Origin of the sequence: Limnobacter sp. UBA7229 (assembly GCF_002473065.1) — a bacterium.
GTDB classification, from domain to species: Bacteria; Pseudomonadota; Gammaproteobacteria; order Burkholderiales; family Burkholderiaceae_B; genus Limnobacter; species Limnobacter profundi.
The window spans coordinates 211,424-237,272 of sequence record NZ_DKTN01000013.1 but is presented as its reverse complement, the minus strand read 5'-3'; the positions used below and the strand labels follow the sequence as shown (position 1 = coordinate 237,272).

Here is a 25,849-nt window from a genome sequence, read left to right as displayed (position 1 = left end):
TTCTTTCATACCTGGATGTGATTAAACGTCGAGTTCCGGGCGAAGCTGGTCTTCGATGGTTTCGCGCCGACGAATCAAAGTGACTTTGCCGTTTTCCAAAAGCACTTCCGCTGCACGGCCGCGGCTGTTGTAGTTCGATGCCATGGTTTGGCCGTAGGCACCCGCTGACAAAATGGCGAGGTAGTCGCCCTGTTCAATGGTCAGTGTGCGGTTTTTTGCCAGCCAGTCGCCCGATTCACACACCGGGCCCACCACATCGTATTCTTGTGCCGTGGCATGGGGGTTGTTTTGTACCGCCACCACACCATGGAACGCTTTGTACATTGCCGGGCGCATCAGGTCGTTCATGGCGGCGTCCACGATCGCGAAGTGTTTGCCTTCATTTTCTTTCAGGAATTCAACCTGGGTTAGCAAAACCCCCGCGTTGCCTACGATGGAGCGTCCGGGCTCGAATGACAAGGTGGGCATGCCGCGACCCTTGGCTTGGGCCCAGCTTTGAACTTTGCCGATTAACTTGGGTAGTACTTCAGCCGGTGTGGGTGGTGTTTCGTCCAGATAACGAATGCCGATGCCGCCGCCCAGGTCGAGGTGGTTGATTTCAATGCCGTCGGCTGCCAATTGGTCAAGCAATGCCAGTACCCGGTCAAGCGCATCGAAATAGGGGCTTGCATCCGTGAGTTGAGAGCCAATGTGGCAATCGATGCCATGCACATTCAGCCACGGGTGTGAATTGGCAAATTGATAAACCCGTTTGGCCGCGTTCATCGACACGCCAAATTTGTTTTCTTTCAGGCCCGTGGAAATATAGGGGTGGGTTTTTGCATCGACATCGGGATTCACACGCAGCGACACATTGGCTTTCCGTTGCAATTTCTCGGCAACCAGGGCCACGCGCTCCATTTCGGCTTCAGATTCCACATTGAAGCAGCCCACGCCTTGACCCAGTGCGTATTCAATTTCCTGCATGGATTTGCCCACGCCTGCGAACACTGCCTTTTCAGGAGCACCACCTGCTGCGATGACACGTGCCAGTTCACCGGCAGACACAATGTCGAACCCTGCACCCTCTTGGGCCAGCAATTTCAGAATATGAATGTTGGAGTTGGCTTTGACCGCGTAGCAAATGGTGACGTGGGCCAGACCCTGACAGGCGCTGGCGTATGCACGATAAGCCGCTTTGATGGAAGAGGCGGAATACACATACAAGGGTGTTCCGAATTCCTGCGCCAAACCGGAAAGCTCGGTGCTCTCGAATTGAAGTTCTCCACTGGCTGTGTCGAACTGCAAGTGGGGGTTGAGATCGCTGGGATTCACTGAGTTGTTTTGCACGGTAAAATTGCTCGAAAATTGTAGGTTTAGCGGTTTTGCTGTTGTTCAGGTTTGTCGTAGCCAGCGGGCTTGGGTAAGGGAGCAGGCGGCTCGGGCAAATAAAGTGGTCCGCGTTGGCCGCAAGCATTCAGGCCCAGTGCAAACAGGGTGACAATGGCCAATGTTCTTAGAGGTGATTTTTTCATGACAGACACAGAATTCCAGGCGGTGGTGGATGCCACCTTGGTTCAAGTAGAAGAGTATATTGAATCCTTGGTCGATACGTTGGACCTTGATGCAGATTCAATGCGCTCGGGCAATGTATTAACCCTTGATTTTGAAGACAAAGGCAAGATGATTTTAAACAGTCAGGTGGCCAATCACGAGTTGTGGCTGGCTGCAAAATCGGGTGGTTTTCATTATCAGTATGCCAATGGCGAATGGCTGGACACCCGCAGCAAAACGCCCTTCAAAACTCACTTTGTTGAACTGCTGAGTGGCCAATTGGGGCAAAACTGCCCCAATTTCTAAGTGTTTTAGTTGTTGCCGAACAGCCGTTCAATATCATCCCGTGGCTGCTCTCGCGGGCGGGCTGGTGCCGCGTGGCTGGTACCATCGCCTGCGGTGGGGTTGCCACTGATGGGTGCTTCACCGCTGCCCTCGAGCATACCGCCCAAGCCTTTCAGGAAATTGAAAAGGCTTGGAATGTCGTCGCCACCGCCGTTCACATCGATGCGGCCCACGCCGTTGCCGGGTGTGTATTCGGAGTAGTAATAATTCCCGTCGATGTATTCAATGCCTGGGGGGACCACTTGTGGTTTTTCTGGTGAATCAGCCAGCGCCACTTTCATGTAATCAATCCAGATTGGCAAGGCCAGGCCTCCACCAGTTTCGCGGGCACCCAGGTTGCGGGGTTGGTCGTAGCCAACCCAGGCCACCGCCGAAATGTCGCTGTTGTAGCCTGCGAACCAGGCGTCGTGGCTGTCGTTGGTGGTGCCTGTTTTGCCAACAATGTCTCCCCGGTTGAGCACTTTGGCCCGGGTGGCAGTGCCGCGCTCAACCACTTCGCGCAGAAGGCGGGTGGTCAGAAATGCATTGCGGGCATCGATTACACGGTTGGCTTCCTCGCCAGCAACAGCAGGGCGGGCACGGGCCACAATTCGACCGGTGCCATCGGTGATTTTTTCAATCAAATAGGGTTTGACGCGGTAACCCGAATTGGCAAATACGGCAAACGCGCTGGCCATTTGAAGGGGGTTTGTTGTAACAGCGCCCAAGGCCATGGTGAGGTAGGGCGGCACATTGGCAGCAGGAAAGCCAAACTGTGTGGCCCAACGCTGGCCGTATTGTGGGGTAATTTCTTGTAGCACCCGGATGGACACCATGTTTTTCGACTTGGCCAGGCCTTCTTTGAGCAACATGGGGCCATCGTACTTGCCATCGTAGTTTTTCGGGCTCCAGTCCTTGCCACCCGGGGTGTCGGCTGGCACAAAAATGGGCTCATCGGCCACCAGTGTGGTTGGTGTGATTCCCTTTTCAAGTGCAGCAGAATACACAAACGGCTTGAATGCCGAGCCCGGTTGGCGGGTGGCCTGGGTGACATGGTTGAATTTGTTGCGAGAAAACTCGAACCCACCGGACAGGGCGCGGATTGCGCCGTCTTTGGGGCTGATGGCAATAAACGCAGCTTCCACTTCAGGCAATTGCGTCAGCATGGGGGGCTGGTCTTTGCGTTTTAAAATACGCACAACAGCACCGCGTTTCAGTCGTTTGTTGGCAGGGGCGCGTTCATTTAACCAGCTTTCTGCGGGCTTCAGGCTTGTGCCTGTCAGTTTTAGGGGCTCCCCTGCGCCTTGCGACACCACCACTTCAGTGGGGCTGGCTGATAGCACCACTGCGCTTTGTAAAAAGCCGTAGTCGGTGTAGTCGCTGATGTTGTCACCGATGACTTCTTCGGCTTCTTTTGGGTCGTTGGGCAGCTCAATGTAGCCTTCAGGGCCACGGAAGAATTGACGCAGTTCATAGTCCATCACGCTGTTGCGCAAGGCGCGCTGGGCAGCACGCTGTTCTTTTGCAATCAAGGTTGTGGTCACGGTGATGCCCGAGGTATAGGCCTCTTCGCCATACATTTCAACCACGGCCTGGCGTGCCATTTCAGCTGCATAGTCGGCATTGATGGTCAGGCCTGTTGTGGCCTCGATGTCATCGCCGTTGGCTTTGCGGTTGCGGTACACCAACTCGGTGTTCAAGGCTTCTTCAAACTGTGCATCGTCGAGATACTCGAGGTCGTTCATGCGGCGTAGTACATACTCCTGGCGCACACGGGCACGGCTTGGATTTACGATTGGATTGTAGGCAGAGGGCGCTTTGGGCAAACCAGCCAACATGGCTGCCTCTGCGGCATTGATGTCGCGCAGCGGTTTGCCGAAATACACTTGTGAGGCAGATTGAAACCCGTAGGCGCGTTGGCCCAGGTAAATCTGGTTGATATAAAGCTCCAGAATTTCGTCTTTGCTCAGGCTGTCTTCAATTTTGTAGGCCAGCAGCACTTCATACAGTTTGCGGGTCCAGGTTTTGTCTCGGGTCAGGAAGAAATTGCGGGCGACCTGCATGGTAATGGTGCTGGCGCCCTGTGTGCGCCCGCCCGAGGTGACGTTGGTCACCAAGGCCCGTGCAACGCCCATGAAGTCGATGCCGCCGTGCTCGTAGAACCGATCGTCCTCGGCCGCCAAAATGGCTTGTTGCATCACCAAGGGCACCTCGGTAATGTCGACTGGGCGGCGCCGTTCTTCGCCAAATTCACCGATGAGTACGCCATCGGTAGTCAACACGCGCAACGGCACTTTGGGTCGGTAATCAGTCAGGGTATCGAGGTCGGGTAACTTGGGGAAAATAAGTGCCAAGGCCACGCCCACGAGCAGCGCGCCAGACACGCCCAAGCCGATCAGTACGGTGAGCGCGGTCGCAATAAAGCCATCGGAGTGGTGCTTGAGGCGGATTTTGTTTGAATTCACAGGTCGGAGCAGGATTGGTGTCAGTGGTTACATTGTATCTGCCAACGCACGGGAATTTCCGATCGTTGACTCTAGTGGTGAATTCGTGCTCTCCCCCTAGTGGTTGTACCCCTCCAATGAGGGTTAGCTGGCTACGCTGAATTCTCTACCCTGAAGCTCTACCTTGCTCAGGGTTCATTCATGAAATCAGTTCGAAAGTGGTTTTTCAGCTTGCACGCAGGCGCGGCCCATGCCTTGTCCATCTCGTTCAGTGGTGGCAGGTGGCGGTGGGTTTACGGAGAAATTGAGCGCCAGGGCCGCCTGTCATTCAAGTCGATTCGTGCATCGGGTGGCGGTACCCTGGAGCTTGTCCCTCAGGATGATGCTTTGTTGAGCGCGGCATCCCTGGAGCAAGCGATCGTGGCTGCAATTCGGGAGCTACCACCCACTCTGGCCAAGCCACAGTTCGTGGTGGTTTCTGTGCCTTCCAAACATGCTTATTTGGGGGAGATTGGCGTGGCCAAGGATGAGCGCGAGAACTTGATTCGTTTTCAGATTCAGGAATTGATGGAAGCCGCTGCGGGGGAATCGGAGCGTGAGGCTGCTTTTGATTGGCAGGTGAAGGCAGAACTGTCAGATGGCAGCATTAGCCTGGCTGTTGCAGGGATTGACCAAAAACAGGTTGATGAAATCATGCGTGCCTGCCAGTCCTGTGGCTTGACCTGTCTGGGCATCACGCTGGACACCGTGGCTGCCATGAATGGCTATTTGCAGATGGCTCCTGCTGCATTGAAGTCGGCAGATATCCGTTTCCTGTTGCACGGTGAACTGTCTCGCCACCATGTTCGATTGGCCGTTTTCTCTCAAGGTGTGCTGTTCAATGAAAGCTGGGAGCACAGCGAGGAGGGCTTCTCGGTGGTGCAGGCAGTGTCTGCGCTGGAGCGCCTTGTATCGACTTGGACACGAGACGGTGCCCCTGAGGAGGTTGCTTCGGTTCGCCTGATTCTTGGAGGCGAGCTGATGTATGCAAAAGGATGTGAGTCAACTGCCAAACGCAGCCAAACCTTGTCACCACGCTTGATTGATATTTCTCCCCGAAAAGAATTGCAAGGACGATGGCATGACGACGTGGTGCCATTTGGTGCTTTGGAGGCGATGCCATGCGAGTAATTCTATTCAATCTTTACCCTTACCGGGTGTTGCGTGAGACACGCAGAAAGCGCCGTTTCATGGCCGAGTTGACGGTGGGTGTAGTGCTCGGTTTGGGTGCCTGCTACGCCATTGGCAGCGAATTTAGCGCGCGCGTGGCAAGACAAGAGGTATTTCTTGGCAATTTGAGCGCGATGGAATCAGAAATGGCGACACGCGTGGCCGAGGTTCAAGCCATGAAAGACAAGGTGACGGTGTTGAATCGCCAGGTGAGTGCTTTGGAGGCGGTGGAAAAAGAATCGATTCTTGCAAGCAGATGGGTTTCTTTCCTTGACGGGACGGTGCCTTCCAATGTGTCGATGACGCGTTTGTTTGTGAGCAAAGACGTGTTGATCATCAACGGCTTTACTGATGCGGTGTCAAGCCTGGCGCAGTGGGTGGACCAAATGGAGGCTGGCAACAGCCTGTTCGAATCAGTCGACCTGGTATCGGTGACTGAGCCGAAGCAGACGGTCAAGGGCGTGGTGGACAACCGCCACCTGTTTGAGATCAGGGCTATTTTGCGAGGTGCTGAGCATGCGCCTGGATGAGATGAGTTTTCGGGACTTGGCCGATGAACTGCCCTTGCTTCCTTGGTCAAAAAGGCTGTTGTTGATTGGGGGGCTTTGGTTGGTGTTTTTGGTGCTGGGTTTTTTTCTGTTCTGGAAAGACACCTTAACCGTGAGCACACAACTTGAAACCAATATTCAGGAATCTTTGGCCCGTCTGGATACGCAGTCGCGTTTGTTGCTGGACCGACCTGCGATTGAGGCTGAATTGGCTCAACTGGAGGTGCAGTTGCCTTTGCTGAAAATGGCCTTGCCCTCTGAGCGTGAACTGGCCTCGCTGCTGGAGCGTATCAATGAAGTGATTCTGGATCACGAATTAAAGCTTGCCGAGTTTACGCCCAAAGAGCCATTGAACCGCGAAGTGATGCGTGTGGTGCCGGTGACAGTCAGTGTGCGCGGTGATGGCGATGCAATTTCACGTTTGCCGAATTACATTGCCGCACTTAGCCGCCAGGTGAGTTTGAAGGAGTTTGACATGGCGTATTTGCCGGATGAGGGTGGTTGGAAAATGACCGGTGAGCTGAATGCCTTTGCACAACTGCCCTTGAATGCACCGCAAACCGTGGAGGTCGAAAACCCATGATGGACTTTCTCTTTTCGATACTGCTGGTGCCCTTTTTTCCTGAATTGGGAGATCCCCGGGACAATCACGCCGTGGCCATGGCGGAGTTGGGGCAACGCCTGAACGCGGGTCAGAGGCAAGCTGGGGATGTATCAGAGCCTGAAGATTCAAGCGCGTTACAACACGCGGGCAACTTGAGTGTTCGTGCGGCAGATTTACCGCCGATCACCGGTCGTTTGTTTCAATGGTCGAGTACCCAATGGGGCGATGAGGCCGATCGGCGCGCAGCCGTTAATTTGTCGGCGGAATCGTTGCGCCTGACGGGTTTGATTGAGTCGGCTGGTCAACGTGTTGCCATTCTGAATGACGGGCACGTCGACCATGTTGTTGGGGTGGGCAGTTACGTGTTGGGCACCTACAAAGTGACCTCTTTTGGACCGGGGCAGGTTGTGCTGTCGCGAATAGACTCCAGGGCGGGAGAAAAGCGCCTTGAACTGAACTTGATGCCAGTGAACATACCCGAGGATGCTCAATGAACAATCAACTATTTAATGCTGGGTTTGTGCGAACTTGTTTTAAGGCAGTTGCGCTGGCAGCGGGTTTGCTGATGCATTTTCAAGTTCATGCCCTGGCGGTGGTGGACGCCAAACTGGAAGAGTTGGCCGACCAGGCCCGCGTGACCCTGTTTTTTGATCAGGATTTCGATGGCAAATTGGGCTTGTTCCGGATTGCAAACCCTGCCCGACAGGTGCTTGATTTTCCCGTTGAATTGGGCAACAGCACGCTACCCATGGCTTTTCCCTCGGGCAGCAGAATCAAAAAGGCCCAGCTGATCGCGGCGGGCGGAAAAACCCGACTGGTGTTTGAGTTGGCGCAAAATTACGAAGTGCAGCTTAATCAAAAAGATCGCGCAATTGAGCTGACATTCTCCGGACCAAAACCCTTTCAGCCCAACGGCGGGCAGGCAGCGGTGTTGTCTGAGCAAAGTGAGCTCAAAGACACTGTTGCGCAGATCATGGGCAGGCCTGCAATGATTGCAGAAGGCCCGGTCATGAAAGCCTGGAAGATGGACAAATTGGCTGGGAAATGGGTGCTTCGGCTGGAGTTCGATCGGCCCGATATTGTAGCGGACGCGATGCTGCTGAACGACCAGTTGAAAGTCAGGTTCGCCAATGCGCAACTTGCTTCGGGTGTTGCGCGGCAATTGCAAACCACTGGAGATTCACCGATTGCCATGGCGGAGTTGAAGCCTGGAGATTTGGCATTGACTGTTCAGATGAAACTGAATGGTGCCACGCACCTGGTGCGTCAACGTGGACCAGTGGTGGAGGTTGAGCTAAGCCCGACGCAAAACATGGCTGCACAAACAAAGGCAATTGAACTGAAGCCCGCAACTTCAGAGCAAAGTGTGGTGGCCCGATACATAGGTCGCCCAATTACGCTCGACTTCAAGGATGCTGATATACGCACCGTGATGCAGGTGTTTGCCGACTTTACAAAAATGAACCTGGTGTTGAGCGACTCGGTTCAGGGCAAGGTGACGGTGTTTCTTAAAGATGTACCTTGGGACCAGGCGCTGGACATTGTGATGCGCTCCAAAGGTTTGGTGTCGAGCCAGTCGGGCAATGTGTTGTTGGTATCCACGCCCACGGATGTCACCAACGATCAGTTTCAAACCGCCAACCGCCGTGCTCAGGACGAAATGGAGCCCTTGGTGTCCAAGGTGTTTCAGGTGAGCTATCAAAAAACAGCCGACCTGGTGGCGTTGATCAAATCAGAGGATTCCAAACTGTTGTCGGCTCGAGGCACCTTGATTTCAGATGAGCGCACCAGCCAGATTTTCGTTCAAGACACGCCTACCCGGCTTGAGCGCATCAGCATGATCGTCAATGGTCTGGACAAACCTGTGAAGCAGGTGATGATTGAGGCGCGTGTTGTGCTTGCAGATACCTCGGTGTCTCGAGATTTGGGCATCAGGTTGCGGGCTTTGTCAGCTCGGGCCGATCCGGGTTTTGAGGATGTTGGCGATCAGTTTGGCAGCGGCAATTTCGTGAATACCGGTGTTGAAAACGCGACCAATTTGGGCTACACCCTGTTCAATGCCAATTCAACGCGATTGATCAATTTGCAGCTTCGGGCGCTTGAAATTGAAAACAAGGTGCGCACGGTGTCCAATCCCCGCGTCATTACCTCGAACAAAGAACCTGCCTTGATTGAGCAGGGTACTGAAATTCCTTACCAAATTGCCACCAGCAGTGGTGCAACAGCCACCGAGTTCAAGGAGGCCAATTTGAAATTGGCAGTAACACCTCAAATTGCACCCGACGGCACGGTGCTGCTGGATGTGGATGTTGCGAAAGACTCCATCGGAATAGAAACTTCCAACGGACCTGCGATCGACACACGCCGGGTGAAAACCAAAGTTTTGGTGAGCGACGGAGGCACAGTGGTTCTGGGTGGTATTTTCGAAGAAGATGACAATGTGCTGAATGACAAAACCCCGTTTTTGGGTGATATCCCGGGGTTGGGTGTCTTGTTTCGTGGCAAAAATGAATCCAAGCGCCGTGCTGAATTGTTAATCTTTTTGACGCCGGTTGTGCTTACAAGCCAATAGCACATGCTTTACCGTACAATGATTTGATTGTTCACAAAGACTTAACGAAGTGTCTAATCAATGCATTGTGCTGGTGGGCATGATGGGTGCCGGCAAAAGCACAGTCGGCAAGGCCTTGGCCAAGCATCTGTCCTGGGAATTCACTGACACCGATCACCTGATCGAGCATCAAACAGGTGTCAGTATTCCCGTTATTTTCGAGATTGAGGGCGAGGCTGGTTTTCGTCGACGAGAATCGACTGCGCTGGCCAGCTTTGTTGGCCGGGAAAGGCAGGTGATCGCCACCGGCGGCGGCATCGTGCTGGCGCCAGAAAATCGTGAACTTCTGAAGCAAATTGGTGCTGTGGTGTATTTAAGCGCCTCGGCGGCTGAACTGTACCAACGCACGCGGATGGACAAGAACCGCCCCTTGCTGCAAGGCCCCAACCCCCGCAAGAAAATTGAAGAATTGCTGGCAGCGCGATTGCCTTTGTACAAACAGTGCGCCGATGTGGTCGTGGAGACTGGCCGGCAACCTGTTTACCAAATTGTGAACAAAATCAGCCATGCTTTAAAATTGGGCCAAAAGGCGCCCGACACTGAACAGAAGGCCACCGGAACAGAATGAGTCAATACACCCTTGAAGTTGATTTGGGCGAACGCAGTTACCCGATTCACATCGGCGCGGGCCTGCTAGACAAGGCTGCCCTTTTTCAGCCCCATGTGGCGGGTAAAACCGTGATGATTTGTACCAACACCACGGTAGGGCCCTTGTATGCAGAACGTTTGAAAACCACGTTGCAGCAAGCAGGTGCGAAGCTGGTACATGTGGTCAGCCTGCCGGACGGCGAGGAATACAAAGACTGGCCCACCCTGCAGCGGGTGTTTGATGCCTTGTTGCAAAACCACTGCGACCGCAAAACCGTGTTGGTGGCGCTGGGCGGCGGTGTGATTGGGGACATGGGCGGCTTTGCGGCGTCCGCCTTCATGCGCGGAATTCCCTTTATTCAGGTGCCCACCACTTTGCTGAGTCAGGTGGACAGTTCGGTGGGTGGAAAAACCGGTATCAACCATCCCTTGGGCAAAAACATGATTGGTGCGTTTTACCAGCCGCAAATGGTGTTGACCGATATCTCTACCCTGAACACCTTGCCAGATCGCGAACTGAGTTGCGGCCTGGCTGAAATCATCAAGCATGGCGCAATCGCAGACACTGAATACCTGGACATGGTCGAGGCCAATATGCCCGCTCTGCTGAACCGTGATCCCGAGTTGTTGGCGCTCGTGGTGAAGCGTTCCTGCGAGATCAAGGCCGATGTGGTGTCTAAAGATGAACGTGAAGGTGGCATACGCGCCATTTTGAATTTTGGTCATACCTTCGGGCACGCGATTGAAGCAGGCATGGGCTATGGCCACTGGTACCACGGCGAGGCCGTGGGTTGTGGCATGGTGATTGCTGCCGATTTGTGCCGCCGCATGGGTCGCCTGAGCATGGAAGAATCTGCCCGCCTGAAGAAGATTGTGATTGATGCCCGGTTGCCAGCCATTCCGCCACGCTTGGGCGTGGACAAGTTCATGGCGCTGATGGCCCATGACAAAAAAGCGGATTCGGGCTCGATTAAATATGTGCTGTTGAATGGCCTGGGTGGGGCATCCACCTCGCCGGCCGATGAGGCCCTTGTACGGCAAACATTGCAGGAAATGGGGGCAGGGGACTAACAGTGCGCAACTTCGAACTCAGTTTGGCCCCGTATGCAGTCAGTTCCACGAACACACGTGGCCGGCTGCACCCTGAGAAAAGCCCGGAAGGCCGAACCGAATTTGAGCGTGACCGTGACCGCATTATTCACAGTGCAGCGTTTCGTCGCCTTGAATACAAAACCCAGGTATTTGTAAACACCGAAGGTGATTTGTACCGCACACGCCTCACCCACAGTCTTGAAGTGGCACAAATTGCGCGCAGCATTTCCCGCAACCTGGGCTTGAACGAGGAGTTAACCGAGGCGGTGGCGCTGGCCCATGATTTGGGGCACACGCCCTTTGGCCACGCCGGGCAAGACGCACTCAATGAATGCATGGCCCCGCACGGGGGCTTTGAGCACAACCTGCAAAGCCTGCGGGTTGTGGATGAGCTGGAAGAGAAATATGCCAGTTTCAATGGCCTGAACTTGTGCTTTGAAACCCGTGAAAGTATTTTGAAACATTGCTCGAGGCCCAATGCAGAGAAGCTGGGTGAAGTGGCCGACCGTTTTTTAAGCAACCGCCGTCCGGTGCTTGAAGCACAAGTGACTAACCTGGCCGATGAAATTGCCTACAACAACCATGACATTGACGATGGTTTGCGTTCAGGTCTGATTACCCTGGAGCAAGCGGCCGAGGTTCCGCTGTTCAAAATACACTTGGACCGTGTGAAAACCCGTCACCCCAATATTGAAGGTCGCAGGCTGATTCATGAAACTGTGCGTGGCATTATCAATGCTTTGGTTCAAGACCTTTTGCATGAATCGGAGCGCCGAATTCAAGCCATGAAACCCACCTGTGTTGCCGATGTTCAATTGGCCGACAAGTTGATTGGTTTCAGCCCGGAAATGGCTGAGCTGAACCACGCCCTGAAGGTGTTTTTGCGCAAAGCCCTGTATCAACACTATCAAGTGTTGCGCGCCACGTTAAAGGCTCGTCGCGTGGTTCAGGAGTTGTTCCATATTTTCATGGATGATCCACGCCTGTTGCCACCCCAGTTTTTTCAGCGTTCCGAAGCTGATATACCGCGTGCAATCGCGGACTACATTGCCGGCATGACCGACCGCTATGCCATGAAAGAGCATCAGCGCCTGACTGTCCCCGGCGTTCAGTAACACCAGCGCCCCATGGCTCGCCAAGCCCGACTGTTTATTCCTGAATGTCCCATGGTGCTGGAGTTACAGGGCATCGCCGGGCAGGACGTATTTAAAACCCGCGAGGCTTTTTCCCTGTTTCATGCCCAGTTGCCCCAAAGCGCTTCCGAAGAAGACGTGGCAATTCATGCATATTGCCTGGTGCCGTCAGGCGCATTGCTCATGATCAGCACTGCCCAGGCTGCCCAAGCCGGGCGTTTTGTACAAAACCTGAACCGGCATTTTTCGCCCGCTGTTCGGCAGGTGCAAGCAGTGCATTCCAGTGCGCTGTGGGAGCCCCGGTTTAAATCCACAGTGGTTCAGCCCGGTTTGCACAGCTTGAAAGCCTGCCTGTTTGTTGAGCAATTGGCCATGCGTGCGGCAGGTGCCCCTGATTTGGCCACTTATCCCTGGAGCAGTTTTGCGACCCATGCCGGGGTGGTGAATGAAGCCTGGTTGGCAGATTTGCCGATTTACTGGCAATTGGGCAATACGCCCTTCGAGCGTCAAAGCCGCTACCGGCAGTTCAGTGAACAAGGTTTGGGCGAGCATGACACTTCGGGGCTTTTGCAGTGCTTGCAAAAAGGGTGGCTTTGGAGCGATGATTCTTTTTGCGCGCAAATTCAAGAGCTTGCGAATCGACCGGTTCGCCCCCGACCGCGTGGGCGACCTGCCAAAGCAATCAAAAGCACAAATTAAGTGCATGTTATTTGGTGTGTCCCCAATTAAATAGCCCTGATTTCGATGGGGTGGATTAATTAGGGTCAGACCCCTTTTATTTTCCTTGAGAATCTTGCGGCAGTGCAGTAAAGTGACCAACGTACTGAAATCAGGGGCTTTTCCATGCAACACCAAGACATCAGAAAGATTGCCGAAGAAAAAGGCATGTACTCCGCCAGCAATGAACACGACGCCTGTGGCGTTGGCTTTGTGGCGCACATCAAAGGCAAGCGTACGCATGACATTATTGCGGGCGGCCTGAAAATTCTGGAAAACCTGGACCACCGTGGTGCCGTGGGTGCCGACCCATTGATGGGCGACGGTGCCGGTATCCTGATTCAGATTCCCGATGCCTTCTTCCGTGAAGAAATGGCCAAGCAGGGCGTAGCACTGCCACCCGCCGGTGAATACGGCGTGGGTATGTTGTTCTTGCCCAAAGAAACAGCATCACGCATTGCCTGCGAGCAGGAAATTGAGCGCGCTGTGAAAGCCGAAGGCCAGGTACTGTTGGGCTGGCGCGATGTGCCGGTGAATGCAGACATGCCCATGAGCCCCACTGTTCGTTTGAAAGAACCCGTGATTCGCCAGGTGTTTGTAGGCCGTGGCCGCGACATCATGGTGACCGATGCGCTGGAACGCAAACTGTATGTGATTCGCAAGCGCGCAGTGCACGCCATCAAGAACCTGAACCTGGCGCACGGCACTGAATACTTCAGCCCTTCCATGAGCGCCCGTACTATTGTGTACAAAGGCCTGTTGTTGGCCAACCAGGTTGGCGAATACTACCTCGACCTGAAAGATGCGCGTTGCGTGTCTGCCTTGGCACTGGTTCACCAGCGCTTTTCAACCAACACCTTCCCCGAGTGGCCACTGGCTCACCCCTACCGCATGTTGGCGCACAACGGTGAAATCAACACCGTAAAAGGCAACTTCAACTGGATGCGCGCACGCGAAGGCGTGATGAAGAGCGCCGTGTTGGGCGACGATCTGCAAAAGCTGTACCCCCTGATTTTCGAAGGTCAATCCGACACAGCCTGTTTCGACAACTGTCTCGAGCTGCTGGTGATGGCGGGCTACCCGATTGCCCAAGCCATGATGATGATGGTGCCGGAAGCGTGGGAGCAGCACACCTTGATGGACGACAATCGCCGTGCCTTCTATGAGTACCATGCCGCCATGATGGAACCCTGGGACGGTCCTGCCGCCATGGCCTTCACCGATGGCAAGCAGATTGGTGCCACGCTTGACCGCAACGGCTTGCGCCCAGCGCGTTATATCGTGACCGAAGACGATTTGGTTGTGATGGCTTCTGAATCTGGCACATTGCCAATTCCAGAAAGCAAGATTGTGAAGAAGTGGCGCCTGCAGCCCGGCAAAATGTTCCTGATCGACATGGAAGCTGGCCGCATTATTAACGACGACGAGTTGAAGAACCAGCTTAGCGCCGCCAAGCCTTACAAGCAGTGGATTGATACCATTCGTGTGAAGCTGGATGAAGTGGAAGGGCAGCCTGAGCCCATCGAACCCAATGAAACTTTGCTGGATCGCCAGCAAGCATTTGGTTACACCCAGGAAGACCTCAAATTCCTGATGGCCCCCATGCTGCAAAGCGGGGAAGAGGCGACTGGCTCCATGGGCAACGACAGCCCATTGGCGGTGATGTCCAACAAGCTCAAGCCGCTGTACAACTACTTTAAGCAGTTGTTCGCGCAGGTGACCAACCCCCCGATCGACCCGATCCGTGAAAACCTGGTGATGAGCTTGAACAGCTTCATCGGTCCCAAGCCAAACCTGCTGGATTTGAACAACATCAACCCGCCCATGCGTCTTGAAGTGTCACAGCCTGTGCTCACTTCCAAAGACATGGCGAAGATTCGCAACATTGAAGCCTTCACTGGCGGCAAATTCACCAGCCACGAACTGAACATTTGTTACCCAGTGGCCTGGGGCAAGGAAGGCATTGAAGCGCGCATCGCTTCCCTGTGTGCCGAAGCCCGCGATGCCGTGAAACAGGGTGTGAACATTCTGATCATCACCGACCGCATGATGAGCCGTGACAACGTGGCCATTCCGGCATTGTTGGCCGTGTCTGCCATTCACCAGCATTTGGTGAAAGTGGGCTTGCGCACCTCCACCGGCCTGGTGGTTGAAACTGGGTCTGCCCGTGAAACCCACCATTTTGCTTTGTTGGCCGGTTACGGTGCTGAAGCAGTGCACCCCTACCTGGCCATGGAAACCATTGCTGACATGAGCAAAGGTTTGCCTGGCGACCTGAGCCCGGAAAAAGCCGTGTACAACTACATCAAGGCGGTGGGCAAGGGCTTGATGAAAGTGATGTCCAAGATGGGCATTTCTACCTACATGAGCTACACCGGCGCGCAAATTTTCGAAGCCGTGGGTTTGAACCAGGCATTTATCGATGCCTACTTTGCAGGCACCCCCACCAAGGTGGAAGGCATTGGCGTATTCGAGGTGGCCGAGGAAGCCATTCGTGTACACCAGGCTGCATTCAGCCCAGACCCCGTGTTGGCAGGTGCTCTGGATGCGGGTGGTGAATACGCCTGGCGTACCCGTGGTGAAGAACACATGTGGACCCCCGATGCAATTGCGAAATTGCAGCACGCCACCCGTTCCGGCACTTACAATACTTACAAGGAATACGCGCAGATCATCAATGATCAAAGCAAGCGCCACATGACCTTGCGTGGCTTGTTCGAGTTCAAGATCGATCCTTCCAAAGCCATTCCAATTGAAGAAGTGGAAGCCGCTGAAGAAATCGTGAAGCGATTTGCAACCGGTGCCATGTCACTGGGTTCCATCTCGACTGAGGCGCATTCAACACTGGCCGTTGCCATGAACCGCATTGGCGGCAAGAGCAACACCGGTGAAGGCGGTGAGGATGAAAAGCGTTACAGCGCTGAGTTGCGTGCCGGCCTTGACAAGTTTGGCCCGGGCACTGGCCCCATTGGCGAAGGCGCCACGCTCAAGAGTGAACTGGGCGATGTCGTGGTTGCCGACTTCCCCTTGAAGAAAGGCGATTCACTGCGCTCACGCATCAAGCAGGTTGCTTCAGGCCGTTTCGGCGTAACTGCCGAGTACCTGACTTCCGCTGATCAAATCCAGATCAAAATGGCGCAAGGTGCCAAGCCAGGCGAGGGCGGTCAGTTGCCCGGTGGCAAGGTATCAGATTACATCGGTAAGCTGCGCTATTCCGTGCCTGGCGTGGGCCTGATTTCCCCGCCCCCGCACCACGACATTTACTCCATTGAAGATTTGGCCCAACTTATTCACGATTTGAAAAACGTGAATGCGCAGGCTTCCATTTCAGTGAAGCTGGTGTCTGAAGTGGGCGTGGGCACGATTGCAGCAGGTGTGTCCAAAGCCAAGGCCGATCACTTGGTGATCGCCGGGCAAGACGGCGGTACAGGTGCATCGCCCGTATCCTCCATCAAGCATGCTGGTACCAATTGGGAACTGGGTTTGGCCGAAACACAGCAAACTCTGGTGTTGAACGGCTTGCGTGGTCGCATTCGCGTACAGGTTGATGGTCAAATGAAAACCGGCCGCGACGTGGTGATTGGTGCCATGTTGGGTGCCGACGAATTCGGCTTTGCCACCGCACCGCTGGTAGTCGAAGGTTGCATCATGATGCGCAAGTGCCACCTCAACACCTGCCCAGTGGGTGTTGCCACACAGAACCCCGAACTTCGCAAGAAGTTCACCGGCAAGCCAGAACATGTGGTGAACTACTTCTTCTTCGTGGCCAACGAAGTGCGCGAAATTATGGCGCAGTTGGGTATTCGCAAGTTTGATGACCTGATTGGTCGCGCAAATTTGCTGGACATGAAAAAAGGCATCACCCACTGGAAGGCCAAGGGTCTGGACTTCAGCCGTTTGCTGTGGGTACCTGAAGGCACCACAGAGCCTTTGTTGCACACAGGCAGCCAGGATCACGGTTTGGACAAGGCACTGGATCAGAAATTGATTCAACTGGCCAAGCCAGCTTTGGAAAAGGGCGAGCGCGTTTCTTTCATTACACCGATCAAGAACGTGAACCGCACTGCGGGTGCCATGTTGTCCGGCGAAGTGGCCAAGAAGTACGGTCATGCAGGCTTGCCAGACGACACCATCCACATTCAGTTCACCGGCACTGCGGGTCAATCCTTCGGCGCATTCCTGGCCCACGGTGTAACCGCGGACCTGGTGGGTGAGGGCAACGACTACGTGGGCAAGGGCTTGAGTGGTGGTCGAATCATTGTTCGCCCTACCAACGACTTCCGTGGTTTGTCTGAAGAAAACATGATTGTGGGCAACACGGTGTTGTACGGCGCAATTGCTGGTGAAGCATTCCTGAGCGGTGTGGCTGGCGAACGTTTCGCAGTTCGCAATTCAGGCGCGGCCGCTGTGATTGAAGGCACTGGTGACCACGGTTGCGAATACATGACTGGCGGTACTGTGGTTGTGCTGGGTGAAACCGGCCGCAACTTTGCAGCGGGCATGAGCGGCGGTATGGCGTACGTGTACGACATCGACGGCCTGTTTGCCAAGCGTTGCAACATGGCGCAGGTTGAGCTGGAAGAAGTGGTGCCTGCAACCGAACAGGAAGCTTTGGGCAACCGCGAAATTTGGCACAGCCCCGCACGTGGTGCGGACCGTCAGCCCGATGAAGTGATTCTGAAGAGCCTGATCGAACGCCATGCCCGTTACACCGGCAGCGAACGTGCCAAGGAAATTCTGGAAAACTGGGGCACTGAGCGCAAAAAGTTCGTGAAAGTATTCCCGACAGAATACCGCCGCGCCTTGAAAGAACTGTACGTGGCAGCGCAGGAAAAACCTGTCGTGGCTGCTTGAGAACCAACCTGTTAGTGAGGATTTGAAAAATGGGAAAGGTCACAGGATTTATGGAGTTTGAGCGTTTGAAGGAAGCCAGCGAGGCTCCCGAAAAGCGCGTCAAGCACTACAAAGAATTTGTTATTACGCTGAACGACGACGAAGCCAAAATTCAGGGTGCACGTTGCATGGACTGCGGTATTCCGTTTTGTAACAACGGCTGCCCGGTCAACAACATCATCCCCGACTTCAATGATCTGGTTTACAAGCAAGACTGGAAGGCGGCTTTGCACACCCTGCACAGCACCAACAACTTCCCGGAATTTACGGGCCGCATTTGCCCGGCTCCCTGTGAAGCGGCTTGCACACTGGGTATTCACGAAGAACCCGTAGGCATCAAGAGTATTGAGCACGCAATCATCGACAAAGGCTGGGAAAACAACTGGGTAGTGCCCCAGGTGCCCGCCCAGAAAACCGGCAAGAAAGTGGCTGTGGTGGGTTCAGGCCCCGCAGGCATGGCCGCTGCACAACAGCTGGCGCGTGTGGGTCACGATGTTACTGTGTTTGAAAAGAACGACCGCATTGGTGGTTTGCTGCGTTACGGCATCCCCGACTTCAAGATGGAGAAATTCCACATTGATCGTCGCGTCGAGCAAATGCAGGCCGAAGGTGTCACCTTCAAAACCGGCGTGTTCGTGGGCGAAAAGCTGGCCGAGGGTGGCATTACCAATTTGGCCAAGGAAACCATTACACCGAAAGAATTGATGGCTCAGTTTGACGCCGTTATTTTAACGGGTGGTTCAGAAGTACCACGCGACTTGCCAATTCCTGGTCGCCAGTTGAAGGGTGTTCACTTTGCGATGGAATTCTTGCCATTGCAAAACCGCGTGAACGCCGGTGACAAGTTGAAAGACCAAATCATGGCCACGAAGAAAAGTGTGCTGGTGATTGGTGGCGGCGACACGGGTTCCGATTGCGTGGGTACCTCCAACCGCCATGGTGCCAAGCAGGTTACGCAAATTGAATTGATGCCCCAGCCACCCGAAGAGGAAAACAAGCCTTTGGTGTGGCCATACTGGCCCATGAAAATGCGCACCTCTTCTTCCCACGAAGAAGGCGTGGCACGCGACTGGGCAGTGACCACCAAAGAATTCATCGACGATGGCAAAGGCAATGTGAAAGCAGCCAAGTGCGCGAAAGTTGAATGGGTGAAAGACGAAGCCACCGGCCAAATGAAAATGCAGGAAATTGCAGGTTCCGAGTTCGTGGTCGATGCGGACCTGGTGCTGTTTGCCATGGGCTTTACCAACCCTGCGAAAAGTATTTTGGATGCTTTCGGTGTTGAGAAAGACAACCGCGGCAATGCCAAAGCCACCACCGATGGTGATGGCTGCTACCGCACCAATGTGGACAAGGTATTTGCTGCGGGCGACATGCGCCGTGGTCAATCTTTGGTGGTGTGGGCGATTCGTGAAGGTCGCCAGGCGGCACGCGAAGTGGACGAGTTCCTGATGGGCGCTACTGTACTGCCGCGTTAATCGGAATTTACTAAGTCATAAAATAAGTCGTAAAAAAGCCGCTGGTTTCGACCAGCGGCTTTTTTGTTGTGCATCGGTGGGTTGTGTCGGCGCAGCACACAAACCTCACCCTGCTCTGAAACTCAGCTCTACGAGATCTGCGCTGGCAGCTCCACAGCACTTCCACCACTTGGACACATGGTGACATGCGGGAATGGAATTTCAATGCCAACATTGTCAAACGCCGCCTTAATGCGCTTGTTGTACTCACGGCGCACGCCCCATTGCTCGCCTGGCAGCGTTTTAAATCGCACGCGAACAATCACGGCTGAATCGGCAAGTTCTTGCACACCAAAGGTCGACATGGGTTCGGTAATCTTCGCTCCCCACTCTTTGTCTTCAGCCAATTCAGTGCCCACTTTTTGCATCACCTGAATGGCTACGTCGACTTCCTCTTTGTAGGCGATGCCCACATCAACAACTGCATAGGCAAAGTCCATGGTGGAGTTGGTCACCGAATCAATCTGACCGTTTGGAACAAAATGCACATTGCCGTGTGCGTCACGCAAACGCACATATCGCAGAGTTACATTTTCGACCGTGCCGCTTTTGCCACCCACTTCAATGAAGTCGCCGGCGCGAATCTGGTTTTCGATCAGCAGCACAATACCGGTGAAGTAATCTTTCACCAAACTTTGTGCGCCAAAACCAACGGCCAAACCCACCACACCGGCAGCGGCCAGCACAGGGGCAATGGATATACCAATGGTGCCCAAGGCAATCAACGCGCCGAGCAGCAAAATGACCACATTGGCCACGTATTTCAGCACGCGCATCAGGGTTTCGATTCGTTTTTGATCATCCAGCGTTTTGCTGCGTGCCTGCATGCGCATACCCACGCGATCGATTGCTGTTTTTACCAAGCGCAACACAATCAGGGCAACTACGATGACCAGAAAAAATTTTGCGGCTTGCAAACCAAGGTCCAGCAGCTTGGCTGGTTCGATGTATTTGAATAGGGTTTCGAGTTGTTCGTTCATGGTGCTCCCACTGCTAAAAAGAGCCACCTATTGTACATGACTGAAAAAATGACCCGGTTTCAGCCCGGAACTCTCGCCATGATGTAGCTACTCAGTAGTCCTTCAAACGTGCAGCCAACAGTCATGAGACCACCTTCATTTAACCTAAGCCTTGATGTGCCTGTACCTAGCCTTGTGCGCACCAGCCATGGTTTGCCCGTCGACCCACAAGTCTTGAACAAACAGCCGCCAGCCATTAGCGCTGCCTTGGCTGAAATTTTGAACACGCCCGATGCAGGCAAATTACTGTTGGGTTTGAATGAACTGTTTGGCAGTGCCAGCGAGTATGCAATCGGAGGAAGTGTTGCCTTGGCGCTTCATCATCGATCGATTACAGACTCAACCGCACGTAGACCCAATGATCTGGATGTGGTGGTTAGCCCCTCTGCCATGGATCGTCTGTCCGATCTTGATCATCAGGGCTTGAGTCAACTCGGGTTTAAATCCGAGCCTGGCAACACCGAAAGCCTGAGCTGGGCAGGGCAGGGGCGTGAATCACTGGTAGTGGATGTAGTGCCCGCCAGGAATAGCGTAGCTGGTCGGGGTTTTGAACACCGGCAGATGCACGGAGGAGTCAATGTCATTCCGCTTCAAGCGCTGGTCGACAACTTAACCTACAGGGTACAAAGCGAACCGCTCAACGACCAGGCCCGAGGTGATCTCGCCCGTGGAATCGATTTGTTGAATGCAAACAAAGTGCGCGTTTAACTACAAGCCGTTGGCGCGTTGTGCTTTGTCAGACTCGTCGTTGTAAAAGCGGGCCAAAAATTTTCCGGTGTGGCTGTTTGCATTTTTTGCAATGTCCATGGGTGTGCCCTCAGCAATCAGCATGCCGCCGTTGTCGCCACCTTCTGGGCCCATGTCCAGCACCCAGTCTGCGCATTTAATCACGTCAAGGTTGTGCTCAATCACCAGCACGGTATTGCCTTGTTCAACCAGCGGGTTCAATACTTTCAGCAACATGGCAATGTCATGAAAGTGCAGGCCAGTGGTGGGCTCATCCAGTATGTACAAGGTTTTGCCGGTGTCGCGTTTTGAAAGCTCAAGCGACAACTTTACCCGCTGTGCTTCGCCGCCCGACAGCGTGGTGGCCGATTGCCCAAGGCGAATATAACCAAGACCCACATCAATCAGGGTTTGTAGTTTGCGTGCAATATTGGGTACAGCCGCGAACACTTCCAACGCCTGTTCAACTGTTAATTCCAGTACCTCGGCAATGCTTTTTCCACGGTACAAAATTTCAAGTGTTTCACGGTTGTAACGCTTGCCGTGGCACACGTCGCAAGGCACATACAAGTCGGGCAAAAAGTGCATTTCCACTTTCACCACACCATCGCCCTGGCAGGCTTCACAGCGCCCACCTTTTACGTTGAATGAAAAGCGGCCCACATCGTAACCGCGCTCGCGCGAGGCGGGCACGCCTGCGAACAATTCACGAATGGGCGTGAACAAACCCGTGTAGGTTGCCGGGTTGCTTCGGGGTGTGCGGCCAATCGGGCTTTGGTCGACTGCAATGACTTTGTCGAAATGTTCAAGCCCGCTGATGTGGCTGTGTGGTGCGCCTTCCTTGTGCGCACGGTTCAACTGGTGTGCGGCTTCGGCCAGTAAAGTGTCGTTGATCAGGGTTGATTTGCCTGAACCTGAAACACCCGTCACGCATACAAACAAGCCCACGGGAACGCTGGCGGTAACGTCTTTCAAATTGTTGCCAGTGGCATTGTGAATGGTCAGCATGCGCGCCGGGTCGGGCAAGCGCAGTGGGCTTAGGCGTTCAATTTTCCGCTTGCCATTCAGGTACTGGCCAGTCAGCGATTCCGGGCTGGCCAGAATTTCAGCAGGTGTGCCTTGTGCAACCACCTGGCCACCGTGTTCGCCGGCGCCAGGACCCATGTCCACCACATAATCGGCGCAGCGAATGGCGTCTTCATCGTGTTCAACCACCAGCACAGTGTTGCCCAAATTTTTCAGACGCAACAGGGTTTGTATCAGGCGATCGTTGTCGCGCTGGTGCAAACCAATCGAGGGCTCGTCCAGCACATACATCACGCCGGTAAGCCCGGAACCAATCTGGCTGGCCAGCCGTATGCGCTGGCTTTCACCGCCGCTTAGCGTATCTGCACTTCTGTTCAGCGTTAAATAGTTCAAGCCCACGTCGTTCAAAAACTGCAAACGCGCCTTGATCTCCACCACAATTTTTTCTGCAATTTGCCCTTTGGCACCCTGCATTTGCATGGCTTCAAAATAACTCAGTGCTTTGTGAATGGGCAGCTCAGTGACCTGGTGCAAGGCCTTGCGGTGTTCGTGTTCGCCAATGAACACATGACGAGCGCCGGTTTTCAGGCGTGAGCCTTGGCAGGCTTGGCAACTTCGCACCGCCATCAGCTTGCCCAGTTCATCGCGTACCGCAGAAGAGTCGGTGTCGCGGTGGCGGCGTGTGAGGTTGGGCAAAATGCCTTCAAAGGCATGGGTTTTGGCCACCGGTTTGCTGCGTTCACTCAAATAGGTGAACGTAATTTGCTCGCTGCCAGAACCATACAACACCACCTGCTGCACATCTTCTGGCAACTCGTTCCAGGGCGATTCCGGGTCGAAGCCATAATGCGCAGCCAGGCTTTGAATCATTTGGTAGTACAAGGCATTGCGGCGATCCCAGCCGCTGATTGCGCCCGCAGCCAGCGATATATCGGGGTGGGCCACCACGCGCAAAGGGTCGAAAAAGGTTTCATGGCCCAGGCCATCGCACACCGGGCAGGCGCCAGCCGGGTTGTTGAACGAGAACAAGCGGGGTTCCAGTTCGGTCAGGCTGTAGTCGCACACCGGGCAGGCAAATTTGCTGGAAAACACGGTTTCAGTGTTCGTGTCCAGGTTCACTGCGATGGCTTTGCCATCGCTTAGCCGCAGTGCAGTCTCGAAACTTTCTGCCAGGCGCTGGCGGGCATCCACGCGCACTTTCAGGCGATCAACCACCACGTCCAGATTGTGCTTGTGGTGTTTGTCCAGCGGCGGGAGTTTGTCCAGTTCCAGAATTTCGGGCGCGTCTTGTGGGCCCTTTTTCAGGCGAATGCGCACGAAGCCCTGCGCGCGCAGGTCGTTGAGCAAATCCACATGTTCGCCTTTTCGCTGGTTCAACACCGGCGCAAGAATCATGATGCGCGCTTCCTCGGGCCAGCTCAGTACGGTGTCCACCATCTCTGAAACTGTCTGCACACTCAGTTCAAGGTCATGTTCAGGGCAACGGGGTGTGCCGGCACGGGCAAACAGCAAGCGCAGGTAGTCGTGAATTTCAGTCACTGTACCCACGGTGGAGCGCGGGTTGTGGCTGGTGGCTTTTTGTTCAATGGAAATGGCGGGGGACAGCCCCTCGATCAAGTCCACATCGGGTTTTTCCATCAACTGCAAGAACTGGCGGGCGTATGCCGACAAACTTTCCACGTAACGGCGTTGTCCTTCGGCATACAAGGTGTCGAAGGCCAGGCTGGATTTGCCCGAGCCAGACAGCCCGGTCAGCACCACAAGCGAGTCGCGGGGCAGGTCGAGCGAAATGTTTTTCAGGTTGTGGGTTCTAGCGCCACGAATGCGTATGGAGTTCATGCGGTACAACAAATGGAATCAGCGGCCAACCTGATACTATAGACGGTTTCCCGGAACAAGACATCTGCAAGGGTTGTTCAAGCCCTTGAATTTCAATCACACATGAGCCGCAAGACCGTGAGCCATACCGCAGCCCCCGATGCTTTCAAAATGCTGCCCGCCGAGCGCAAAGCGGCCGGGTGGCTGGCCAGCATTTACGCGTTGCGCATGTTTGGCATGTTCATGATTTTGCCCGTGTTCTCCTTGCATGCTGCAGGTATGCCTGGTGGGGACAATTTAAGCTTGGTGGGCCTGGCCATGGGTATTTATGGCCTTGCACAGGCTTGTATGCAAATTCCCTTGGGTTGGGCCTCAGACAAACTGGGCAGAAAGCCCATTATTATCGGTGGCCTGTTGTTGTTTGCTGCTGGTTGCTGGTTGGGCTATGTGGCCGAAACAGTAGAGCAGCTTGTGTGGGCGCGCGCCTTGCAGGGCGCTGGTGCCATTTCGGCAGCCCTGTCGGCCTTGCTGGCCGATGTAACCCGCGATGAAGTGCGCTCCAAAGGCATGGCCATGATTGGTGCCTCCATTGGCGTTACTTTTGCTTTGTCGCTTGTGTTTTCGCCGGTGTTGTACAAGTTTTTTGGCTTAAGCGGGCTGTTTGCCATGACCGGTGTGCTGAGTATTCTGGGCATTGGTGTGGTGATTTGGCTGTTGCCCACCCCCAATTTGGCCGATCAGGAAGCCAAGCTCAAGGGCAGTTTTGCCGATGGCTGGGCCGTGCTTACCCAGCCCGATTTGCTGCGCTTGAACCTGGGTATTTTTACCCTGCATTTAACGCAAATGTCCCTTTTTGTGGTGGTGCCCAGCCTGCTGCTCAGCAGTCTTGAATTGCCACTGGCTGAACACTGGAAGGTGTATTTGCCGGTGGTATTGGGCTCGTTCGTGCTGATGGTGCCACTGATGGTGTGGGCCGAGAAAAAAGCGAAAACCAAGCAGGTGAAACTGGGTTCAATCGGCCTGATGGGTGCGGTGCTTTTGGGTTTCGTGTTGTTTTCAAACCAAGGCTGGGCGCTGGTTGTGCTGTTACTTGCCTACTTTGTGGGCTTTAATTTGCTTGAGGCTACCCTTCCCTCGTGGGTGTCACGAGTGGCACCCCTCAGTCACCGGGGTTTGGCTTTGGGTGTATATAATACTTCTCAGGCATTGGGGCTTTTTGCAGGTGGCGCTTTGGGCGGGCTTGCGTTTCGCCACCTGGGCGCGCAAGGTGTGTTTGAATGTGTGTTGTTTCTGGTGGTTGCGTGGTTTTTGTTGGCCATGGGTATTAAAGCCTTGCCCCCACGCGCAGCCACGGTGGCCGCAGTTCAGGTACCTGCTGATGGCTCAACAAGTCCACTTGCTTAGTCACACTTGGCAAACTCAACTCAGCGCGGCAATAAGTAGTCTCGCTCAAATGCATTTCAATACGTATTCAAGAATTTAAGGAGCAATTCATTCCATGGCCTCAGTAAACAAAGTAATTCTGGTTGGTAATTTGGGCAAAGACCCCGACGTGCGCTACCTGCCCGATGGCGGTGCTGTAGTGAACCTGGCCTTGGCCACGTCGAGCAGCTGGAAAGACAAAAACACGGGTGAAAAGCGCGAAGAAACTGAATGGCACCGTGTTGTAATTTATGGCCGCCTGGCGGAAATTGCAGGCGAGTACTGCAAGAAAGGCCGCTCGGTGTATATCGAGGGCCGTCTGAAAACACGCAAGTGGCAAGACCAGTCGGGCGTGGATAAATACACCACTGAAATTATTGCAGATCAGATGCAATTGCTGGGTGGTCGTGAGGGCGGTGGTGGCGGCGGTGGTTCATCCATGGGGGCAGGCGATGATTTTGATCAGTCGCCAGCGCCTAGCCGCAACTCGGGTGGCAGCAGCATGCGTTCATCTGCACCTGCACCGCAGCGCTCAGCCCCACAAAGCGTAGCCGATCTGGATGATGACATTCCGTTCTGATTGTTGTTTTGCAGTAACTCCAAAAGCCTGTCTCCTTTTTGGGTA

19 protein-coding genes and 1 pseudogene are annotated in these 25,849 nt (G+C 54.3%); 15 read left to right on the top strand and 5 right to left on the bottom strand.

All coding sequences use genetic code 11. The features are described from left to right. Positions 1 to 21: 21 nt before the first annotated feature. Positions 22 to 1,329 carry a diaminopimelate decarboxylase gene (lysA, locus tag B4C79_RS07910; RefSeq protein ID WP_414673435.1) on the bottom strand — a complete coding sequence of 436 codons (1,308 nt, stop codon included), beginning with the start codon at positions 1,327 to 1,329 and terminating at the stop codon, positions 22 to 24. Positions 1,330 to 1,406: 77 nt separating this feature from the next. Continuing rightward, a pseudogene (lptM, locus tag B4C79_RS07905) lies at positions 1,407 to 1,514 on the bottom strand (LPS translocon maturation chaperone LptM); the annotation flags it as partial. Between lptM and cyaY the strand changes: the two are divergent. After that, complete coding sequence (cyaY, locus tag B4C79_RS07900; protein WP_105028088.1) at positions 1,513 to 1,839, top strand: iron donor protein CyaY; 327 nt, start codon at positions 1,513 to 1,515, stop codon at positions 1,837 to 1,839. The pseudogene lptM and the gene cyaY sit on opposite strands and share 2 nt — an antisense overlap. A 5-nt stretch (positions 1,840 to 1,844) precedes the next feature. Here the strand turns inward: cyaY and B4C79_RS07895 are convergent, their stop codons facing one another. Beyond that, the gene (locus B4C79_RS07895; protein WP_171097425.1) at positions 1,845 to 4,322 is read right to left on the bottom strand and encodes a penicillin-binding protein 1A; all 2,478 of its coding nucleotides are present in this window, start codon (positions 4,320 to 4,322) and stop codon (positions 1,845 to 1,847) included. A gap of 180 nt (positions 4,323 to 4,502) precedes the next feature. Between B4C79_RS07895 and B4C79_RS07890 the strand changes: the two genes are divergently transcribed. From B4C79_RS07890 to B4C79_RS07840, 11 genes are all read left to right on the top strand, one after another. Then, on the top strand, positions 4,503 to 5,471 hold the full coding sequence (locus B4C79_RS07890; protein ID WP_105028089.1) for a hypothetical protein: 969 nt from the start codon (positions 4,503 to 4,505) through the stop codon (positions 5,469 to 5,471). Next, positions 5,462 to 6,040 (top strand): PilN domain-containing protein, encoded by a 579-nt coding sequence (locus tag B4C79_RS07885; protein WP_291740729.1) that lies wholly within the window; start codon positions 5,462 to 5,464, stop codon positions 6,038 to 6,040. The genes B4C79_RS07890 and B4C79_RS07885 overlap by 10 nt, the downstream gene beginning before the upstream one ends. Beyond that, a complete protein-coding gene (locus B4C79_RS07880; RefSeq protein ID WP_291751434.1) occupies positions 6,027 to 6,641 on the top strand; it encodes a type 4a pilus biogenesis protein PilO in 615 nt (204 codons plus the stop codon). The genes B4C79_RS07885 and B4C79_RS07880 overlap by 14 nt, the downstream gene beginning before the upstream one ends. Beyond that, entirely contained in the window at positions 6,638 to 7,156 is a 519-nt protein-coding gene (locus B4C79_RS07875) for a hypothetical protein (protein WP_291741137.1), read from the top strand. The genes B4C79_RS07880 and B4C79_RS07875 overlap by 4 nt, the downstream gene beginning before the upstream one ends. Continuing rightward, on the top strand, positions 7,153 to 9,234 hold the full coding sequence (locus B4C79_RS07870; RefSeq protein ID WP_291741135.1) for a type IV pilus secretin PilQ: 2,082 nt from the start codon (positions 7,153 to 7,155) through the stop codon (positions 9,232 to 9,234). Before B4C79_RS07875 ends, B4C79_RS07870 begins: the two co-directional genes overlap by 4 nt. Before the next feature lie 49 nt (positions 9,235 to 9,283). Continuing rightward, a complete protein-coding gene (locus B4C79_RS07865; RefSeq protein WP_335618241.1) occupies positions 9,284 to 9,841 on the top strand; it encodes a shikimate kinase in 558 nt (185 codons plus the stop codon). Next, positions 9,838 to 10,932, top strand: coding sequence for a 3-dehydroquinate synthase (gene aroB, locus B4C79_RS07860; protein WP_291751432.1), 1,095 nt, complete (start codon positions 9,838 to 9,840; stop codon positions 10,930 to 10,932). Before B4C79_RS07865 ends, aroB begins: the two co-directional genes overlap by 4 nt. Then, positions 10,905 to 12,068 (top strand): deoxyguanosinetriphosphate triphosphohydrolase, encoded by a 1,164-nt coding sequence (locus B4C79_RS07855; protein WP_371815435.1) that lies wholly within the window; start codon positions 10,905 to 10,907, stop codon positions 12,066 to 12,068. Before aroB ends, B4C79_RS07855 begins: the two co-directional genes overlap by 28 nt. A gap of 12 nt (positions 12,069 to 12,080) precedes the next feature. Then, a complete protein-coding gene (locus B4C79_RS07850; protein ID WP_291741639.1) occupies positions 12,081 to 12,785 on the top strand; it encodes a hypothetical protein in 705 nt (234 codons plus the stop codon). A gap of 144 nt (positions 12,786 to 12,929) precedes the next feature. Next, positions 12,930 to 17,657: a glutamate synthase-related protein gene (locus B4C79_RS07845; RefSeq protein WP_291751428.1), complete on the top strand. Its 4,728-nt coding sequence runs from the start codon at positions 12,930 to 12,932 to the stop codon at positions 17,655 to 17,657. Between the two features lie 29 nt (positions 17,658 to 17,686). Then, positions 17,687 to 19,174 carry a glutamate synthase subunit beta gene (locus B4C79_RS07840; RefSeq protein WP_291743282.1) on the top strand — a complete coding sequence of 496 codons (1,488 nt, stop codon included), beginning with the start codon at positions 17,687 to 17,689 and terminating at the stop codon, positions 19,172 to 19,174. A gap of 128 nt (positions 19,175 to 19,302) precedes the next feature. On the opposite strand, the gene B4C79_RS07835 is transcribed toward B4C79_RS07840, so the two are convergent. Further along, positions 19,303 to 20,193, bottom strand: coding sequence for a mechanosensitive ion channel family protein (locus B4C79_RS07835; protein WP_291743281.1), 891 nt, complete (start codon positions 20,191 to 20,193; stop codon positions 19,303 to 19,305). A gap of 123 nt (positions 20,194 to 20,316) precedes the next feature. Here B4C79_RS07835 and B4C79_RS07830 point away from each other — a divergent pair, with 123 nt between their 5' ends. Beyond that, positions 20,317 to 20,940, top strand: a complete 624-nt coding sequence (locus B4C79_RS07830; protein ID WP_291743280.1) for a hypothetical protein — start codon at positions 20,317 to 20,319, stop codon at positions 20,938 to 20,940. Here B4C79_RS07830 and uvrA read toward each other — a convergent pair whose 3' ends face one another. Beyond that, positions 20,941 to 23,823, bottom strand: coding sequence for an excinuclease ABC subunit UvrA (gene uvrA / locus B4C79_RS07825; RefSeq protein WP_171097444.1), 2,883 nt, complete (start codon positions 23,821 to 23,823; stop codon positions 20,941 to 20,943). Between the two features lie 102 nt (positions 23,824 to 23,925). On the opposite strand from uvrA, the gene B4C79_RS07820 reads away from it, so the two are divergent. Both B4C79_RS07820 and ssb read left to right on the top strand, forming a co-directional pair. After that, a complete protein-coding gene (locus B4C79_RS07820) occupies positions 23,926 to 25,206 on the top strand; it encodes an MFS transporter (protein ID WP_291743277.1) in 1,281 nt (426 codons plus the stop codon). 94 nt (positions 25,207 to 25,300) lie between these two features. After that, on the top strand, positions 25,301 to 25,804 hold the full coding sequence (gene ssb, locus B4C79_RS07815; RefSeq protein WP_171097448.1) for a single-stranded DNA-binding protein: 504 nt from the start codon (positions 25,301 to 25,303) through the stop codon (positions 25,802 to 25,804). The last annotated feature ends 45 nt before the right edge of the window (positions 25,805 to 25,849 follow it).

Excerpts from the sequence above, each read along its gene's own strand:
- cyaY (WP_105028088.1), top strand. The coding sequence starts at position 1,513 with ATGACAGACACAGAATTCCAGGCGGTGGTGGATGCCACCTTGGTTCAA.
- B4C79_RS07890 (WP_105028089.1), top strand. The coding sequence starts at position 4,503 with ATGAAATCAGTTCGAAAGTGGTTTTTCAGCTTGCACGCAGGCGCGGCC.
- B4C79_RS07885 (WP_291740729.1), top strand. The coding sequence starts at position 5,462 with ATGCGAGTAATTCTATTCAATCTTTACCCTTACCGGGTGTTGCGTGAG.
- B4C79_RS07880 (WP_291751434.1), top strand. The coding sequence starts at position 6,027 with ATGCGCCTGGATGAGATGAGTTTTCGGGACTTGGCCGATGAACTGCCC.
- B4C79_RS07875 (WP_291741137.1), top strand. The coding sequence starts at position 6,638 with ATGATGGACTTTCTCTTTTCGATACTGCTGGTGCCCTTTTTTCCTGAA.
- B4C79_RS07870 (WP_291741135.1), top strand. The coding sequence starts at position 7,153 with ATGAACAATCAACTATTTAATGCTGGGTTTGTGCGAACTTGTTTTAAG.
- aroB (WP_291751432.1), top strand. The coding sequence starts at position 9,838 with ATGAGTCAATACACCCTTGAAGTTGATTTGGGCGAACGCAGTTACCCG.
- B4C79_RS07850 (WP_291741639.1), top strand. The coding sequence starts at position 12,081 with ATGGCTCGCCAAGCCCGACTGTTTATTCCTGAATGTCCCATGGTGCTG.
- B4C79_RS07845 (WP_291751428.1), top strand. The coding sequence starts at position 12,930 with ATGCAACACCAAGACATCAGAAAGATTGCCGAAGAAAAAGGCATGTAC.
- B4C79_RS07840 (WP_291743282.1), top strand. The coding sequence starts at position 17,687 with ATGGGAAAGGTCACAGGATTTATGGAGTTTGAGCGTTTGAAGGAAGCC.
- B4C79_RS07835 (WP_291743281.1), bottom strand. The coding sequence starts at position 20,193 with ATGAACGAACAACTCGAAACCCTATTCAAATACATCGAACCAGCCAAG.
- B4C79_RS07830 (WP_291743280.1), top strand. The coding sequence starts at position 20,317 with ATGAGACCACCTTCATTTAACCTAAGCCTTGATGTGCCTGTACCTAGC.
- uvrA (WP_171097444.1), bottom strand. The coding sequence starts at position 23,823 with ATGAACTCCATACGCATTCGTGGCGCTAGAACCCACAACCTGAAAAAC.
- B4C79_RS07820 (WP_291743277.1), top strand. The coding sequence starts at position 23,926 with ATGAGCCGCAAGACCGTGAGCCATACCGCAGCCCCCGATGCTTTCAAA.
- ssb (WP_171097448.1), top strand. The coding sequence starts at position 25,301 with ATGGCCTCAGTAAACAAAGTAATTCTGGTTGGTAATTTGGGCAAAGAC.